This is a genomic window from Aureisphaera galaxeae (genome assembly GCF_028561275.1).
GTDB lineage: Bacteria > Bacteroidota > Bacteroidia > Flavobacteriales > Flavobacteriaceae > Aureisphaera > Aureisphaera galaxeae.
Map to the genome: position 1 here is coordinate 877,851 of NZ_JAQQTF010000002.1, position 16,399 is coordinate 894,249.

Below are 16,399 nucleotides of genomic sequence, written 5' to 3' on the forward strand. Positions count from 1 at the left end.
ATTTCTTATTTGATAGGTTAGTTTACTTATTCAAAAAAATTGCTATGAAAGAAAAATTGCATCAAGCACTCGAAGAACGCATCCTCATCCTAGATGGAGCTATGGGCACCATGCTACAGCGGTATAATTTCACCGAAGAGGATTTCCGTGGAGAGCGGTTTAAGGATTTTCATAAACCCGTGAAGGGAAATAATGACCTTTTATCCTTAACCCAACCCAAAGCCATTGCCGAAGTACATGCGAAGTACTTCGCCGCTGGTGCGGACATTGTAGAAACCAACACCTTTTCTGGGACAACCATTGCCATGGCCGATTACGACATGGAAGATTTGGTGTACGAACTCAATTACGAGAGTGCTAAGATTGCCAAGAAGGTGGCCGACGAGTTCACCCAAAAAGAACCGCACAAACCCCGTTTTGTGGCGGGAGCTATGGGTCCTACCAATAAGACGGCCAGTCTTTCCCCCGATGTAAATGACCCTGGCTTTAGGGCCATATCTTTTGATGAATTACGCATTGCCTATAAACAACAAGCAGAAGCCCTTTTAGATGGTGGTTCAGATATTTTATTGGTGGAAACGATTTTCGATACGCTCAATGCCAAAGCCGCACTTTTTGCTATAGAAGAAGTAAAGGACGAACGCGGTATAGAAGTTCCCATCATGGTAAGCGGAACCATTACCGATGCTTCCGGAAGAACCCTTTCCGGTCAGACAGCAGAAGCGTTTTTAATATCCATATCGCATATTCCTATTCTAAGTGTTGGATTCAATTGTGCTTTGGGGGCAAAACAGCTTACCCCGCACTTAGAGGTTGTGGCGCATCGTACTCCATTTGCCATTTCGGCATATCCCAATGCGGGATTACCTAATGCCTTTGGGGAGTACGATGAAAGTCCCGAACAAATGGCGGCTCAGATCAAGGAATATCTCGACAAGAAATTAATTAATATCATTGGCGGTTGTTGTGGTACTACACCACCCCATATAAAAGCCATTGCCGATTTGGCAAAGCAATACGAACCCAGACCTTTGACCTTACCCGTTGCATGATTCCTGTTAAAAATGACATAGAAACTGCCTGTAAGCAGGTATGGGCCTTTGCGCACCGTACTCCCGTATTGCAATCTACCTTGTTGAATGATTTGGCAGGCTGCGAAGTGTTTTTCAAATGCGAGAACCTTCAGAAAATGGGAGCCTTTAAAATGCGTGGTGCACTTAATGCCATTGGGAACCTGTCCGATGCCCATAAAAAAGCTGGCGTTGTGACCCATTCTTCAGGGAATTTCGGTCAGGCAGTAGCATTGGCGGCCAAAAACTTGGGGGTTACGGCTTATATCGTAATGCCTAAGAATGCACCTGAAGTGAAAAAGAATGCTGTAAAAGCTTACGATGGCATTATTACAGAATGCGAATCGACTTTGGCAGCGCGTGAGTCCACTTCTCAAAGGATTAAGGAGGAAACAGGAGCTACATTCTTGCACCCTTCCAACGACATTGATGTCATTTTGGGAAATGCAACCTCAGGGGTCGAATTATTGCAAGACCATCCCGATTTGGATGTGCTTATGACTCCCGTGGGAGGTGGCGGATTGGTAGCAGGGACGGCCTTGGCCGCACACTACTTTGGAAAGGATTGTAAAGTGATTGGAGGAGAGCCTTTTAATGCAGATGACGCCTATCGTTCTCTTCAATCTGGAAAAATTGAAACCAATGAAACCACCGATACCATTGCCGATGGACTGAGAACCCATCTAGGCGATAAGAACTTCCCAATTATTAAGGAATTGGTGTCGGAAATCATTCGGGTGGAGGAACAAGAGATTATAGATGCGCTCCAACTTATTTGGGAACGCATGAAAATAGTGATCGAACCCTCCTGTGCCGTTCCCTTTGCGGCCCTATTACGGGAAAAAGATCGATTTAAGAATAAGAAAGTTGGAATCATCCTTTCGGGTGGTAATATAGATGTGAAGAATTTACCTTTTTGAAAGGAGCATTCATGGAAACAGAGAAAAGATATTTGAAGTTATCGGGATTAGAACCCTTGATCATCACCCCAGAAAGCAATTTCATCAATGTGGGGGAGCGTACCAATGTGGCGGGATCCCGGAAATTCCTTCGATTGATCAAGGAAGAGAATTTTGAAGAGGCATTGACCATTGCTCGTCACCAAGTAGAAGGAGGCGCACAGATCATCGATATAAATATGGACGATGGGCTTATCGATGGAAAAGAAGCCATGGTCAAGTTCCTGAACCTCGTCGTGGCCGAACCAGATATAGCCCGAGTACCGATCATGATCGATAGTTCGAAATGGGAAATCATTGAAGCTGGACTGCAAGTCGTGCAGGGAAAGTGCGTGGTGAATTCCATAAGTTTGAAGGAAGGGGAAGAGGAATTTATTCGTCAGGCAAAACTCATAAAACGATATGGTGCCGCTGTAATCATTATGGCCTTTGATGAAGTAGGGCAAGCAGACACCTATGAGCGCCGTATCGAAATCGCCGAACGAAGTTATCGCATTTTGGTAGATCAAGTAAAATTTGCCCCAGAAGACATCATCTTCGACCTAAATATTTTCCCAGTTGCTACAGGAATGGAAGAGCACCGAAAGAATGCGACCGATTTCATAGAAGGAACCCGTTGGGTACGTCAAAACCTGCCACACTGTAGTGTGAGTGGGGGAGTGAGCAATGTGTCCTTCAGTTTCCGCGGGAACAATACTGTTAGGGAGGCCATGCATTCTGCCTTCTTGTACCATGCTATAGAAGCGGGAATGAACATGGGAATCGTAAACCCAGCGATGTTGGAAGTTTACGACGACATTCCGAAGGATCTATTAGAGCATGTAGAGGATGTTTTGTTAGACCGACGTGACGATGCTACGGAACGTCTTCTCGAATTTGCCGAAACGGTAAAAGGCGTTAAAAAAGAAAAAGTCATAGATCTGTCTTGGCGCGAAGAACCCTTGCAGGATCGTATTACCCGTGCCTTAGTAAAAGGTATCGATGAATTTATCATAGAAGATGTAGAGGAAGCACGTCAAACTTCAGAAAGACCCATTCAGGTGATCGAAGGGCAACTGATGACGGGGATGAACGTGGTAGGTGATCTTTTCGGAAGCGGGAAAATGTTCCTGCCCCAAGTGGTGAAGTCGGCTCGGGTAATGAAAAAGGCAGTAGCTTACTTAGAACCTTTCATTGCGGCCGAGAAGGATGAAGCTACCTCCTCTAACGGTAAAATTTTGATGGCGACTGTAAAAGGAGATGTGCACGATATAGGAAAGAACATTGTATCGGTAGTACTGGCCTGTAACAACTACGAGATTGTAGACCTTGGAGTCATGGTTCCACCAGAAAGGATCATTGCTGAGGCAAAAGAGCATCAAGTAGATATTATTGGATTGAGTGGGCTCATTACACCATCTTTAGACGAAATGGTTTTCTTGGCCAAGGAAATGCAGCGACAGGATTTCGAAGTTCCCTTGTTAATTGGAGGAGCTACCACCAGTAAGGCACACACCGCTGTAAAGATCGATCCGCAGTATCAACATGCCGTAATACATGTAAATGATGCTTCAAGAGCTGTCACCGTGGTTGGCGATTTGCTTCAGAAAGACAAAAAGGAGTCATATATAACGGGTTTGAAACAGGATTATGCCGATTTCCGGGAAGGATTCTTAAATCGTCAAAAGACGAAGACCTATGTGACGATTGAAGAAGCTCGTGAAAATAAGTATGCCATTGATTGGGAAAAATCGGAGATCGTAAAACCCAATGCCTTGGGCATTCAAAAGATAGAAGATTTCAATTTAGAATTATTGAAGGACTATATCGATTGGACACCCTTCTTCAGAAGTTGGGATCTACACGGACGCTTCCCGAATATCCTCGAAGATGAAGTAGTGGGGCAACAGGCGACCGATCTCTTTTTGGATGCTGGGAATATGCTTCAAAAAATCATCGACGAAAAATTGCTGAAAGCAAACGCCATTTTTGGCCTTTTCGAAGCCCAAACAGTGGAAGATGACGATATTTTGGTACGTCACGATTCCAAAGAGTATACGTTTAGAACGCTTCGTCAACAGAGTAAAAAAGCAACAGGAAGACCCAATTTGGCCTTGGCAGACTTTGTTGCTCCCAAGGAATCGGGCAAACAAGATTATATGGGCTGTTTTTGTGTTTCGGCCGGTTTTGGAACGGAAGAACTCGCCCAATCCTATGAAAAAGAAAATGATGATTACAACAGTATTATGGTAAAGGCCTTGGCCGACCGTTTGGCCGAAGCCTTCGCCGAATACTTGCACGAACAGGTAAGGAAGACCCATTGGGGCTATGCCAGTGAGGAGAACCTTACCAACGAATCCTTAATTAAAGAAGAATACAAGGGGATTCGCCCTGCCCCAGGATATCCTGCTTGTCCGGATCACTTGGAAAAATTGACCATTTGGAAATTATTGCAGGTGGAAGAAGAAATAGGGGTGAAGCTCACGGAAAACTTGGCCATGTGGCCAGCCGCTTCTGTTTCTGGATATTATTTCGGAAGTCCAGAATCCCGATACTTCGGATTGGGGAAAATAAAAGAAGACCAAATCACCGATTTTGCCAAACGAAAAGGCATTTCGGATGCAGAAGCCACCAAATGGCTTCGAACCAATATTGCAGATTAGATGAAAGTAACAGAACATATAGCCAAAGCGAATGGAAACACCCAGTTTTCTTTCGAAATTCTTCCTCCGTTGAAAGGACAGAACATAACCTCCATTTTCGAAAGTATCGATCCGTTAATGGAATTCAATCCCCCGTTTATAGATGTTACCTATCACCGGGAAGAATATGTATATAAGGAAATGGATAATGGATTGCTAAAGAAGCAGGTAGTCCGTAAGCGTCCCGGTACGGTTGGGATTTGTGCTGCCATTCAGAATAAATACAATGTAGACGCCATTCCGCATATACTCTGCGGAGGATTTTCTAAGGAGGATACAGAAAACTTCTTGATCGATCTTAATTTCTTGGGTATCGATAATGTAATGGCTTTGCGTGGTGATGCCGTGAAGAGCGAAACCTACTTTACCCCTGAAAAAGATGGGCACAACTACGCTAGCGAATTGGTAAGCCAAATCTCCGATTTGAACAATGGACAGTATCTGGATGAGGAAATTCAGAATCAGGCACAAACCGATTTCTGCATTGGGGTGGCGGGTTATCCCGAAAAACATATGGAAGCTCCGAGTTTGGATAGCGATATTCATTTTCTGAAGAAAAAAATCAAAAAAGGGGCTACTTATATCGTCACCCAGATGTTTTTCGACAATAAGCGCTATTTTGAATTTGTAGATAAGTGTCGTGCCGAAGGCATTACCGTACCTATCATTCCAGGTCTTAAGCCGATTGCCACCAAAAAACAACTGAATCTAATTCCGCATCGTTTTAGTCTAGAACTACCCGATGATCTCATCATGGCTGTGGTAAAATGCAAGGACAACAAGGAAGTGCGGCAAGTGGGGATCGAATGGTGCTTGGAACAAAGTAAGGAATTGGTGAAAGCTGGAGTGCCAGTATTGCACTACTATTCCATGGGAAAAAGTGATAATATTAAGGCAATTGCCTCCCAGATTTTTTAAATTCTTATTTTTGCCCGCATGTTGCGGTATGTGATCGTATTGTGTTTGTTCCCCTGGACACTTTTTTCACAAGAAAACCAAAGGGAAACCAGTTATTGGGATGGCCAGTATTACTACGGGTATATGCTCCGTCACAATAAAAACGTGGCCCATTTGGTGACCAACCAACCCAACGGGTTTATCCTCTCTTATAACCGCAGGACTAATGGTGAAAAGTATTGGCAACGCGCCTATAATTATCCTGAATGGGGCGCCTCCTTTATTTATCAGGATTTCAATACCGATGTACTGGAAAGAAATTTTGGGCTTTACGGTCACTATAATTTCTTTTTTCTGAATCGGAATCTTACCCTTCGATTGGGACAGGGAATTGCCTACAATACGAACCCTTTCGATATAGACACCAATTTTAAGAACACAGCCTTTGGAAGTCACTTTATGGCTTCCACCTATGTCATGCTCAACTTTCAGAAGCAACGGATTGTTGATGGTTTGGGGATTCGGGCTGGATTGGTGTTTGTGCACCATTCCAACGGAAGTTTTAAAGCACCCAACACAGGAACCAATATATTGGCGGCCAATCTTGGGATTTCCTATGATTTCGATGCTGAAACTGAAATCGACTTTGTGGAAGAAGATTTGGTGGAGGATTTTTCAGAAAAGATTACCTACAACTTTGTTATTCGTGGAGGGCTGAACGAAGGAGACATTGTTGGATTGGGACAGCACCCCTTTATGGTACTCACCGCCTTTGCCGATAAACGATTGAATTACAAAAGCACCATACAGTTTGGAGTGGAAGCCTTCTTTTCAAAATTCTTGGAAAAGGAAATCGAATACCGAGCCTTGGCTTTTAATAGTAGCACTTTGAATGGTGATGAGGATTACAAGCGCGTAGGGATATTTGCTGGACATGAATTTAGACTTGGCGATTTGGCCATTCCCACGCAATTGGGATATTATCTGTATTGGCCGTACGAATACGAATTGAGGGTATACTCTCGAGTGGGTGTAAAATACTATGTAACCGATCAATGGTTTGGTGTGGCAACGGTGAAGACCCACGCTGCCAATGCGGAAGCGATAGAATTTGGAATAGGAATACGATTATAAATGAAAAAGTTACTCCTTTTAATAGCGACAGTTTTCTTTATGGCTTGCGATAGCGAGGATGCTTTGGATTGCTTCCAAACCAAAGGGGATACCATTACTACCGAATTTACTGTGGCGGCTTTTTCAAAAATCCGTATCGAAGACGATGTGTCTTTGATCATTCGTCAAGGCGATGTACAGGAAGTACTTATTGAAACTGGAGAAAACCTTTTGAATGATGTTTCCGTCAGGGTAGAAGGGGGAACTTTGATCGTAAAGGATGGCAACCGTTGCAATTTTGTCCGGGATTTTGGAATTACCAAGGCTATTGTTACGACGCCTGTTCTTACCGAAATTAGAAATAGCAGCGAATTCCATGTGGTTGGTGAGGGTGTGCTTCGCTTCCCTTTTTTGGAATTGATAAGTAATACCGAGGGTGGTATTGAAGATTCCAGAAAGAGTGGAGATTTCACCATGACTATAGATTGCCAAGATTTCCGGGTAGATGCCAATGGCTACAGTGGTTTTTACATCGATGGATTTGCCGAAAAGGCGAGTATCGCATTTCAGGATGAGGTGCCACGTTTTGAAGGGCCAGACCTTATTATAAATGATCTTAGGATACTGCACAGAAGCGCCAATAAAATGATCGTAAACCCGCAAGAACGCATCCGTGGACAGATTTTAAGTACTGGCGATGTTATTTCTTTGAACAGGCCTCCTATAGTAGACGTAGAAGAAATTTATACAGGTCGCTTAATATTTCAAGATTAGTGTATATTTGCGCCATTCGAATTATTATGAAGAATACCTTTTTCGTTGTAGTTTTTTTGTTGCTGGGAGTGGTTGTACATTCACAGGAAAAACCACCCAATGTTTTTGAGATCGAGGCCGATGCTTACTATGGAAGTATTTTGGAACACAACCCAGACATCGCCCACCTCATTACTGAACATCCGCAGGGATTGATTCTTAGCTATAACCGAAAAACTTTTGGCTATAGGGAAGCAGAACGCCGTTACAATTATCCCGATTGGGGATTTACCTTTACCTATCAGGATTTCAACAATCCAGTTTTGGGAGAAAACTACGGTTTGTACGCCCATATGAATTGGTATTTCCTGAATCGTAACCTTGTTTTCCGTATGGGACAAGGTGTTGCTTATACTACCAATCCTTACGATCCAGAAACCAACTTCGAGAATAATGCATTTGGTTCGGATTTTTTAAGTACTACTTTCCTTAAACTGAACTATGTAAGGGAGAACCTTTGGGAAGGACTAGGGTTTCATGCTGGGTTCAGTATCATTCACTACAGTAATGCCAATTTCAGGGCTCCCAATAACAGTACCAATACATGGGCATTTAATGCTGGGCTAAGCTATCTTTTCGACCACGAAAACGTACCCCAATATATGGATATTGAGGATGGGCCAAGTAATGAACATGCAGAACGCATTAAGTACAACTTGATATTCCGTTACGGATGGAACGAAAGTGACGTAGTAGGACAGGGACAATTCCCGTTTTGGGCAGTTTCCGCCTACGCCGATAAGCGAATTAATTACAAGAGTACCCTGCAATTAGGGGTAGATTATTTCGACTCTAAGTTCTTGGAAGAGTTCATTCGCTATAGAACCGTTGCGTTCCCCGAAGATGGGCTTACGGGAGATGAAGATTACCGCAGGGCTGGAATATTTGTGGGACATGAGCTGAACTTCTATAAGACCGCATTCGTATCACAAATTGGATACTATGTATATTGGCCTTACGAATTCGAAAATAGATGGTACAACCGTTTAGGGTTGAAGCGCTACGTGTATAAAGACAAATTATTTGCTATCGTAACAGTGAAAGCACATTGGGCGAAAGCAGAAGGTGTTGAATTTGGAATTGGGGTACGATTATAATTATGAAAAGATTCTTAGGTTGCATATTAGTGGCGGTGCTCTTTTTAGGGTGCGATAGCGAGGACGGATTAAACTGCTTTCAAGCGGCTGGGGATATTGTCCAAGAAGAATTCGAAGTACTTCCTTTCGAAAGGATTTTGGTACGCGAACGTGTACAACTCATTCTTAAAGAAGGGCCTTTCCAAAAAGTAGTGGTTGAAACCGGTGAAAACCTGTTGAACGATATCGTTGTAGAATCACGCAATAATCTATTGAGTGTTAAAAACGACAATGGTTGTAATTTGGTACGCGATTACGGTATTACCAAGGTATTTGTTACTTCACCCAATATTTCTGAAATAAGAAACAGTTCTGGATTAGCCGTATTGAGTGACGGAACCTTAACCTACCCAGAGCTTACGCTAATTTCTGAAGATCAAGATAACGAGGACGAATTCCATATTGATGGGGATTTCCGCATCCAGTTCGAAGGAGGTATTTTGAATATTGCTTCCAGTGGTATTTCCAATTATTACTTAAGTGGTACTGCCGAGGAAGCCAATTTCAATTTGTTTGACGGGGACGCAAGGGTAGAGGCGGAAAACTTGCTTATTGAAGATCTTAATATCTTTCACAGAAGTACCCAGAAAATGATTGTATACCCTATCAATTCCATTCAAGGGGAGATTAGAAGTCTGGGAGATGTGATTGCCAAGAACCGTCCTGTGATTGTATCGGTTGAAGAGTTTTATACCGGGCGATTGATTATTGAGGACTAGTCAATTCTACGAACAGTTTTTCCAACGTCGTATTTTTTTGATGTAACTGAAGAATCTTCAGTCCGTTGTCATGTGCAAAATCGAATACCTTACCTCGCATATCTTCATCGGTATTAAAATATAGATGATACACAAAGCCTTCTTTGTTTTCTACCTTGTCTATATGACCTAGGCGCTGTAAAGCGACTTCTTCTACGCGGTAATCGAATTCCACTTCTACGATCTGTTGCTTGCCCTCTTTGAGATCATTCAGAGATTTATCTAAGACGATTTCACCTTTATTTATAATAATGACACGATCGCAGATCGCTTCTACCTCCTGCATGATGTGGGTAGACAACAGTACGGTCTTTTCTTTGCCCACGGTTTTAATGAGTTCCCGAATTTCAATCAGCTGATTTGGGTCGAGTCCAGTAGTGGGTTCATCCAAAATAAGTACTTCTGGATTGTGAAGTAGTGCATTGGCCAGTCCGACACGTTGACGATATCCTTTAGAAAGTTGCTCAATCCGTTTGTGGGCCTCTGGCGTTAGTCCCGTAAGTTCAATTACTTTATCTACTTCCGATTTGGAAACGCCGTACACTTCAGCATTAAAACCCAGATACTCCCGCACGTACATTTCCAAGTACAGAGGATTATGTTCGGGAAGGTATCCAATGCTTTTCTGAACTTCTTTGTCTTCATTAGAAACGGCATGACCATTTACCGAAGCTTGTCCGTCCGAAGCTTTCAAATACGTAGTCAATATTTTCATGAGGGTCGATTTTCCAGCCCCATTGGGACCCAAAAATCCAACAATCTCTCCTTTTTTAATGGAGAATGAAATTTCGTTCAGCGCCTTCTGCGCTCCGTAAAACTTGGTGATTTTGGCTACTTCTATGGACATAGGCTACGAAGATAATGCTAGATATTCATAAAAACGTAAAAAAATATTGCATGTTTTAAAACATTGTGTACATTAGCATTAACAAATGAAACAATGAAACGATTTTTTACATTTTACAACTTTTGGTTTTTCTATTTCCACGGAGGTAGCCGGGTTGTTATGTAGTTAATTGTAAACGATTATATAAAATGAAAACCCGGACAGATGTTCCGGGTTTTTTTATGGTCCAACTTAAATGATAGAATTATGAAAATTGCAATTCAAGGAATCGAGGGGTCCTTCCATGATGAGGCCGTTCAGAAACTCTTCCCAAACGAAGAAATTGAACTGGTAAAATGCGATAGTTTCGATGCCGTTACCCAAAGTGTGAAGCACGACAAAGCACAATTAGGGGTTTTGGCTATAGAAAACAGCATTGCCGGTTCCATCTTACCGAATTATAACCTTATTGAAGCAGGCGGCTTCGAAATTTATGATGAGGTCTTTCTGAACATTCAGATGTATCTCATGTCTCTGGAGAGCGAGTCCATCATCGATATTTTCGAGGTACATTCGCATCCCGTGGCACTCCTACAGTGTAAAGATTACCTCCGAAAGTTTCCACCGCAATTTAAGATCATAGAGGGAAAGGATACGGCGAGCGAAGCCAAGCGAATCAAGGAAAATAACCTGAAAGGCGTGGCAGCCATTGCCGGAAAACAGGTGGCCGATCGTTACGGATTGAAGATTTTGGATAGCAATATTCAGGATATCAAAGAAAACCAAACCCGCTTTGTGCTTATTGGTAAGCGAGGCGAGACCTTCAGTAAAAAGACACCCAATAAAGCAAGTTTGAAATTTGTGTTGGGAAGCGAAGTGGGAACACTGAGCAAGGCCTTAGAGGTTATGGCCGGACACCAATTAAACTTAACGAAAATACAATCACTACCCTTATTGGGAACTCCTTGGAAATATGCGTTCTTTGTGGACGTAATTTTCGAATCGCCACAGCAATTTTACGGTGCTATGGACGACTTAGAAGGAGTAGTAAAGGAATTGAAAATTATAGGCACTTACACACAAAACAGAAAGAATGTGCCTAGTGAACTGACAAACGTTTTAGAACATGGAGAATAAGAAGGAATTACGGAATTGGTTGAATGCGATGGAGCTCGCACATCCCTTGGTTATTGCGGGACCTTGCAGCGCCGAAACCGAAGAACAGGTCTTGACGATCGCACATCAATTAAAGGATACCGATGCTACTGTATTACGAGCGGGTATCTGGAAACCACGAACCCGTCCGGGTAATTTTGAAGGGGTAGGAGCCTTAGGGCTAAAGTGGTTACAAAAGGCCAAGGAAGAAACAGGCATGATGATTACCACAGAGGTAGCCAATGCCAATCATGTGGATTTGGCACTAAAACACGATGTGGACATCCTTTGGATTGGGGCAAGGACCACGGTTTCTCCATTCATTGTTCAGGAGATTGCTGAGGCCCTTCGGGGGACCGATAAACCCGTATTGGTGAAGAATCCGGTAAATCCCGATTTGGCTCTTTGGCTGGGTGCAGTAGAGCGTTTCCATAGCGCCGATGTGCAGAACTTGGGAGTGATTCATAGAGGATTTTCTACCTATGAAAAAACGCGTTATCGCAATAATCCGGAATGGCAAATTCCCATCGATTTACAAAACCGTTTTCCAGACTTACCATTGATTTTGGACCCATCGCACATCGCAGGACGTCGCGATATCATTTTCGACCTCTGCCAAACGGCCTTGGACCTCAATTACGATGGCCTTATGGTAGAAACGCATCACGATCCCGATAATGCTTGGAGCGATGCCAAACAGCAAATTAAACCTGATGTACTGGATCAAATGACAGTAGATTTACGAATTCGAAAAGAAGAGGGTGATGCCATAGAGTTTCAGAACAAATTAGCAACTGCCCGTACCAAGATCGATGTGGTAGACCATCAATTGATCGAAATGCTAGGCAAGCGCATGCGCATTAGCGATGAGATCGGAGCATTGAAGAAGAAAAACAATGTGGCGATCCTCCAAACCAAACGATGGAATGAAATCCTTGGGAAGATGATTCTACAAGGAGAAGAACAGAATTTAAGCGAAGAATTTATCTTGAAGGTGTTTAAAGCGGTTCACCAAGAATCGATTAACCACCAAAAGAAAGTAATCAGCGAATAAATGAGAGGCCTCCCAACGGAGGCCTTTTTTATGGATGTTTCCCTCAATGAAGATTGGGGTTGCCTCAATACTGGTTTTTTTAGAGCGATGGGGATGCTAGGTTTGTGTAAATGTAAATTATGATCTCATGAAAACACTACTACTTGCCATTGCCATGCTCGCCCCAATGTTTCTTGAAGCACAAAATTCGGAAGCAGGAATCCTTTCAACGATACAAGAACTCTATGATGAGATAGATAATGAAAAGGTTAACAACTCAGAAGTTGACATAGCGCCCATTTTGTTGGATGAGATTGTAATTACGGGGTATGCTATGCAAATTTGTACAGTAAGGTATAGTTGCAGTAGCTTATTGATTGAATGTAATGAAACTTCGGAAGAAGAATCGACGGAAGAGGAAGTGTCTACGGAAGAAGTTGATGAACTAGAGAATCATTTTTCCGGTACTTCGAAGGTGAGGGTGTTTCCCAATCCATCAAGCGGAGTCTTCCATTTGAAATTGTTACCAAATTACAAAAAGGTTTCGGTTAACATTCACAATGTGCTGGGGCAACAAGTTCACGCTTTCGAATCTAGGAATTTCGATAGCCAAGTTCCCATCGATTTATCAGCCCAACCCGCAGGAATTTATTTGGCGAACGTAGTAGCCGATGGGAAAAGGCTGAAAACCCACAAACTCATAAAACAATAAAAAAGGAGGCCAACGGCCTCCTTTTTCCAGAACATTTATTATCCGATATCGCCTGGATTTAAGTCTCTGGGTCGAGCATATTTGCAGACCCATATCTTTTTCAATTCTTCTATGATTTCTTCTTCCTCCCAGAGGAAACAAATAATGAAGACATAACAAACCACACGGATAATAATTTTGAAAACCTTTACCCAACGGAATCCCCAAAAGTGAACGAGATCGGTATCATCAATATGACCAAAGTCCCCATCATTGAAAAGATAGGGGGCTACTTCTTGTAATTGTTCCTTATCTATGAAGGAGCGCCCTTGGTCTAGATTTTGCCGGAAATGTTCGAATTGCTGTAACGAGTGATAGAAATCGTTGAACAAGGCGTCAATTCCTTGTTCATGACCTAGGTCGAGATAATAAATCATGGCTCTGGCACCCCAAGTAGCATTCATTGCAGAAATGGTGTCATCCTCGATCGTAAGCTGAATATAACGATCTATCATAGACTTGCGGAATTTGGGGAAGGTTTCCCGAGACGTAATGTAGTCGTTTAAGGGTTCGTGAATATTCTTTGCAGAGGCGCTTTTCAGTAATTTCTTGGCCATTTTTACCCCTCCGTCAAGAGTGTTGAGTAAGGCACAGTTAAAAGCATGGTCCTGATTCCTAAAGTATTGAGCCACACCCTCCGGCTGCGCCAAAGCCTTAGCTTTTTCCGCACGTTTATAGGCGAAATCGGATTGATTAAAACGGTCCAGTACTTTATCCAGAACATCGTGCAGGGCAAAAACATCGCGTACAAATTCCTTTTTCTTGCGGCCAATGTCCAGCCCCTTCAAAATAATTAAAGCTTCTTTTAGATCCATAATGTAAGTTTTAAAGATTAATACTATATACCCCTTGAATTCGATTTTTAAAATGCTTTGATGGTATGTAATACTAAGACAGCAGCTACAGGGTTGCATCAAAAGGGGGAAGGGGAAAGACCTAATGGGTACATAGGCAGTTGGTGCAACTTAACTCATGTATGTATCTGACATACAATATATTATAATATTGATCTGGAATCAACGGGGATTTGCTCCTTTTCCCTGAAGGGTTTTCCCCGTTTCCTGCAATGGCAGTTTTGGGCAAAAAAAAGAGGCCCGAAGGCCTCCTTTTCATTACGGTTGTATTTTCCGTTTAAATATATAGCGGGTGATAAAGATCCCTTGATTATCACCTTCGCCTGCGTCACTTTCTACCGCACTTGTTACGTGGGCTAGGTCCCATCCTTCGGCTAGCATGGCGTTTATCTTCGATTCGATCAGGGCGTCATTGGACGCGATGTTCTGAAAACGAATTCCCCCAAGGTTGTAGAAGTTCAATAACTTGGTTTCATCAAAATCTTTAACACGGATTTTTTTTCTTTTAGATTTGTTCCTGCCGTTGTCATCTTCGGTCTGGGTGGACGTAAATTCTTCGAAGTTTCGCTCTACATTGGCAGAAATAAGTCGGGATCGTCCCAATCCGTTGGGAACAATGGATTCTACACTGGTTACTACTTTTACTTCGTACTCCTGTGCGTTCATAGCGAAGGTCATGATGCCGGTGAGTGCTAGCATTAGAATGGTTTTTCTCATAAGTTGTGGTTTTAGAGGATTAATGAACAAAAGAAAGGCGTTTTTCATAGAATGAAATGAGCAAAGTCATTTTCGACCGTTAATTCTTAGAAATCAGCTTTTCAATGTAATTCATAAAAAAGGTTTCCGAACTCTTCAACAACTTTCTTGCCAAAAGTGGTTACTTTTGTTTTTCTTGAAAACTATGCGAGGAACCGTTTATAAATCAACAGGAAGCTGGTACAATGTAAAGGCAGAAAACGGCACCTTTTACGAATGTCGTATTAAAGGGAGGTTTCGCATGCAAGGAATTAAGAGTACCAATCCTATTGCGGTGGGCGATCATGTGGAATTCGATGTGGAAACCAAAGGGGATGAAACGGTGGGAATCATTTATCGTATCGAAGAGCGGGAAAATTACATCATCCGCAAAAGTGTTAATCTGTCCAAGCAGACCCATATCATTGCCGCCAATATCGATGTGGCTTTTTTATTGGTCACCCTCAACAATCCTCCTACGTTTACGACCTTCATCGATCGTTTTTTGATCACGGCCGAAGCCTATGATATAGAGGCCGTTTTGTTGTTCAATAAAAGCGATGCATATACGCAGGAAGAGTTGATCGAAATTAAATTTTTGGCCGATTTGTATCGAAGAATTGGCTATACCTGCATTGGCATTTCTGCTACCGAAAAGAAGAACATCGAAAAGATCAAGTCGTTGATGGAAGGTAAGGTATGCATGTTTTCGGGGCATAGTGGCGTTGGGAAATCGACCTTAGTAAATGCTTTGGAGCCCGGCCTTAACCTGAAGACCTCGGCCATAAGTGAACAGCATCAACAAGGCCAGCACACCACCACCTTTGCCGAGATGTACGATCTTTCCTTTGGAGCACAGATTATTGATACTCCGGGAATAAAAGGCTTTGGTGTGGTAGAAATGGATAAAGAAGAGTTGGGCGATTATTTTCCAGAATTTTTCAAGTTGAAGGAACATTGCAAGTTCAATAACTGTTTGCATCTGGAAGAACCCAAATGTGCCGTAAAAGATGCGCTGGAAAAAGGAGAGCTCGCTTGGTCCCGCTACAAAAGTTATCTTCAGATTTTGGAAGGGGACGAAGAACAATACAGAAAGGATATTTATGGAGACGAATCCTAATCGTTTTAATCTATGAGAGCCGTTATTCAACGTGTAAAAGAAGCCTCGGTAACTGTAGGCGGAAAAATCATTTCAAATATCGACCAAGGGTATCTTATCTTATTGGGAATCGAAGCGGCAGATGGTAAGGAAGATATCGATTGGTTGTCTGCTAAAATTGCTGGGCTTCGTGTTTTTGGTGATGAAAATGGAGCCATGAATTTATCCATTCAGGATGTAGATGGGGAGGTCATTGTGGTGAGTCAATTTACCCTGCACGCCAGCACAAAAAAAGGAAAACGTCCTTCCTTTATTAAAGCTGCTCGGCCCGAACAAGCGATCCCTTTATATGAATCCTTCGTTTCCGAATTGGGAAAACATTTGGGTAAAGAAGTGCAAACGGGAGCGTTTGGAGCCATGATGGATGTCCAGTTAATAAATGACGGACCCGTAACCATTAGCATCGATACAAAAAATAAGGAATAGCTTTTTTCTTACATAGGATTTTTATAGATTCGC

Annotated in this window: 16 protein-coding genes; 13 read left to right on the plus strand and 3 right to left on the minus strand. The window is 42.5% G+C overall.

Annotated elements, in window-relative coordinates; translation table 11 throughout:
• Positions 1-44: 44 nt before the first annotated feature.
• The 8 genes from POV27_RS03790 to POV27_RS03825 are packed head-to-tail and all read left to right on the plus strand — an operon-like array spanning position 45 to position 9,388.
• Complete coding sequence (locus tag POV27_RS03790) at positions 45-1,052, plus strand: homocysteine S-methyltransferase family protein (RefSeq protein WP_272861395.1); 1,008 nt, start codon at positions 45-47, stop codon at positions 1,050-1,052.
• The gene (locus POV27_RS03795) at positions 1,049-1,990 is read left to right on the plus strand and encodes a pyridoxal-phosphate dependent enzyme (protein WP_272861396.1); all 942 of its coding nucleotides are present in this window, start codon (positions 1,049-1,051) and stop codon (positions 1,988-1,990) included. The genes POV27_RS03790 and POV27_RS03795 overlap by 4 nt, the downstream gene beginning before the upstream one ends.
• 11 nt (positions 1,991-2,001) lie before the next feature.
• The gene (metH, locus tag POV27_RS03800; RefSeq protein ID WP_272861397.1) at positions 2,002-4,671 is read left to right on the plus strand and encodes a methionine synthase; all 2,670 of its coding nucleotides are present in this window, start codon (positions 2,002-2,004) and stop codon (positions 4,669-4,671) included.
• Positions 4,672-5,628 (plus strand): methylenetetrahydrofolate reductase [NAD(P)H], encoded by a 957-nt coding sequence (gene metF / locus POV27_RS03805; protein ID WP_272861398.1) that lies wholly within the window; start codon positions 4,672-4,674, stop codon positions 5,626-5,628.
• 18 nt (positions 5,629-5,646) lie between these two features.
• Positions 5,647-6,741, plus strand: coding sequence for an acyloxyacyl hydrolase (locus tag POV27_RS03810; RefSeq protein ID WP_272861399.1), 1,095 nt, complete (start codon positions 5,647-5,649; stop codon positions 6,739-6,741).
• A complete protein-coding gene (locus tag POV27_RS03815) occupies positions 6,742-7,494 on the plus strand; it encodes a head GIN domain-containing protein (protein ID WP_272861400.1) in 753 nt (250 codons plus the stop codon). It abuts the gene before it with no gap.
• 26 nt (positions 7,495-7,520) lie between these two features.
• Positions 7,521-8,630 carry an acyloxyacyl hydrolase gene (locus POV27_RS03820; protein ID WP_272861401.1) on the plus strand — a complete coding sequence of 370 codons (1,110 nt, stop codon included), beginning with the start codon at positions 7,521-7,523 and terminating at the stop codon, positions 8,628-8,630.
• Between the two features lie 2 nt (positions 8,631-8,632).
• The gene (locus POV27_RS03825; RefSeq protein WP_272861402.1) at positions 8,633-9,388 is read left to right on the plus strand and encodes a head GIN domain-containing protein; all 756 of its coding nucleotides are present in this window, start codon (positions 8,633-8,635) and stop codon (positions 9,386-9,388) included.
• Here the strand turns inward: POV27_RS03825 and gldA are convergent.
• Entirely contained in the window at positions 9,375-10,274 is a 900-nt protein-coding gene (gene gldA, locus POV27_RS03830) for a gliding motility-associated ABC transporter ATP-binding subunit GldA (protein ID WP_272861403.1), read from the minus strand. The genes POV27_RS03825 and gldA overlap by 14 nt on opposite strands.
• 246 nt (positions 10,275-10,520) lie before the next feature.
• On the opposite strand from gldA, the gene POV27_RS03835 reads away from it, so the two are divergent.
• From POV27_RS03835 to POV27_RS03845, 3 genes are all read left to right on the plus strand, one after another.
• Entirely contained in the window at positions 10,521-11,390 is an 870-nt protein-coding gene (locus POV27_RS03835) for a prephenate dehydratase (protein WP_272861404.1), read from the plus strand.
• Positions 11,380-12,462, plus strand: a complete 1,083-nt coding sequence (locus POV27_RS03840; RefSeq protein ID WP_272861405.1) for a bifunctional 3-deoxy-7-phosphoheptulonate synthase/chorismate mutase type II — start codon at positions 11,380-11,382, stop codon at positions 12,460-12,462. Before POV27_RS03835 ends, POV27_RS03840 begins: the two co-directional genes overlap by 11 nt.
• Positions 12,463-12,589: 127 nt before the next feature.
• Positions 12,590-13,153 carry a T9SS type A sorting domain-containing protein gene (locus tag POV27_RS03845; RefSeq protein WP_272861406.1) on the plus strand — a complete coding sequence of 188 codons (564 nt, stop codon included), beginning with the start codon at positions 12,590-12,592 and terminating at the stop codon, positions 13,151-13,153.
• A 38-nt stretch (positions 13,154-13,191) separates the two neighbouring features.
• On the opposite strand, the gene POV27_RS03850 is transcribed toward POV27_RS03845, so the two are convergent.
• Both POV27_RS03850 and POV27_RS03855 read right to left on the minus strand, forming a co-directional pair.
• Positions 13,192-14,007, minus strand: coding sequence for a hypothetical protein (locus tag POV27_RS03850; RefSeq protein WP_272861407.1), 816 nt, complete (start codon positions 14,005-14,007; stop codon positions 13,192-13,194).
• A 297-nt stretch (positions 14,008-14,304) separates the two neighbouring features.
• The gene (locus POV27_RS03855) at positions 14,305-14,763 is read right to left on the minus strand and encodes a hypothetical protein (RefSeq protein ID WP_272861408.1); all 459 of its coding nucleotides are present in this window, start codon (positions 14,761-14,763) and stop codon (positions 14,305-14,307) included.
• Between the two features lie 184 nt (positions 14,764-14,947).
• Here POV27_RS03855 and rsgA point away from each other — a divergent pair, with 184 nt between their 5' ends.
• The gene (gene rsgA / locus POV27_RS03860) at positions 14,948-15,901 is read left to right on the plus strand and encodes a ribosome small subunit-dependent GTPase A (protein ID WP_272861409.1); all 954 of its coding nucleotides are present in this window, start codon (positions 14,948-14,950) and stop codon (positions 15,899-15,901) included.
• A 12-nt stretch (positions 15,902-15,913) separates the two neighbouring features.
• Positions 15,914-16,366, plus strand: a complete 453-nt coding sequence (gene dtd / locus POV27_RS03865; protein ID WP_272861410.1) for a D-aminoacyl-tRNA deacylase — start codon at positions 15,914-15,916, stop codon at positions 16,364-16,366.
• Positions 16,367-16,399 lie beyond the last annotated feature (33 nt).

Coding starts and splice junctions, on each gene's coding strand:
- POV27_RS03790 (WP_272861395.1), top strand. CDS start 45: ATGAAAGAAAAATTGCATCAAGCACTCGAAGAACGCATCCTCATCCTA.
- POV27_RS03795 (WP_272861396.1), top strand. CDS start 1,049: ATGATTCCTGTTAAAAATGACATAGAAACTGCCTGTAAGCAGGTATGG.
- metH (WP_272861397.1), top strand. CDS start 2,002: ATGGAAACAGAGAAAAGATATTTGAAGTTATCGGGATTAGAACCCTTG.
- metF (WP_272861398.1), top strand. CDS start 4,672: ATGAAAGTAACAGAACATATAGCCAAAGCGAATGGAAACACCCAGTTT.
- POV27_RS03810 (WP_272861399.1), top strand. CDS start 5,647: ATGTTGCGGTATGTGATCGTATTGTGTTTGTTCCCCTGGACACTTTTT.
- POV27_RS03815 (WP_272861400.1), top strand. CDS start 6,742: ATGAAAAAGTTACTCCTTTTAATAGCGACAGTTTTCTTTATGGCTTGC.
- POV27_RS03820 (WP_272861401.1), top strand. CDS start 7,521: ATGAAGAATACCTTTTTCGTTGTAGTTTTTTTGTTGCTGGGAGTGGTT.
- POV27_RS03825 (WP_272861402.1), top strand. CDS start 8,633: ATGAAAAGATTCTTAGGTTGCATATTAGTGGCGGTGCTCTTTTTAGGG.
- gldA (WP_272861403.1), bottom strand. CDS start 10,274: ATGTCCATAGAAGTAGCCAAAATCACCAAGTTTTACGGAGCGCAGAAG.
- POV27_RS03835 (WP_272861404.1), top strand. CDS start 10,521: ATGAAAATTGCAATTCAAGGAATCGAGGGGTCCTTCCATGATGAGGCC.
- POV27_RS03840 (WP_272861405.1), top strand. CDS start 11,380: ATGGAGAATAAGAAGGAATTACGGAATTGGTTGAATGCGATGGAGCTC.
- POV27_RS03845 (WP_272861406.1), top strand. CDS start 12,590: ATGAAAACACTACTACTTGCCATTGCCATGCTCGCCCCAATGTTTCTT.
- POV27_RS03850 (WP_272861407.1), bottom strand. CDS start 14,007: ATGGATCTAAAAGAAGCTTTAATTATTTTGAAGGGGCTGGACATTGGC.
- POV27_RS03855 (WP_272861408.1), bottom strand. CDS start 14,763: ATGAGAAAAACCATTCTAATGCTAGCACTCACCGGCATCATGACCTTC.
- rsgA (WP_272861409.1), top strand. CDS start 14,948: ATGCGAGGAACCGTTTATAAATCAACAGGAAGCTGGTACAATGTAAAG.
- dtd (WP_272861410.1), top strand. CDS start 15,914: ATGAGAGCCGTTATTCAACGTGTAAAAGAAGCCTCGGTAACTGTAGGC.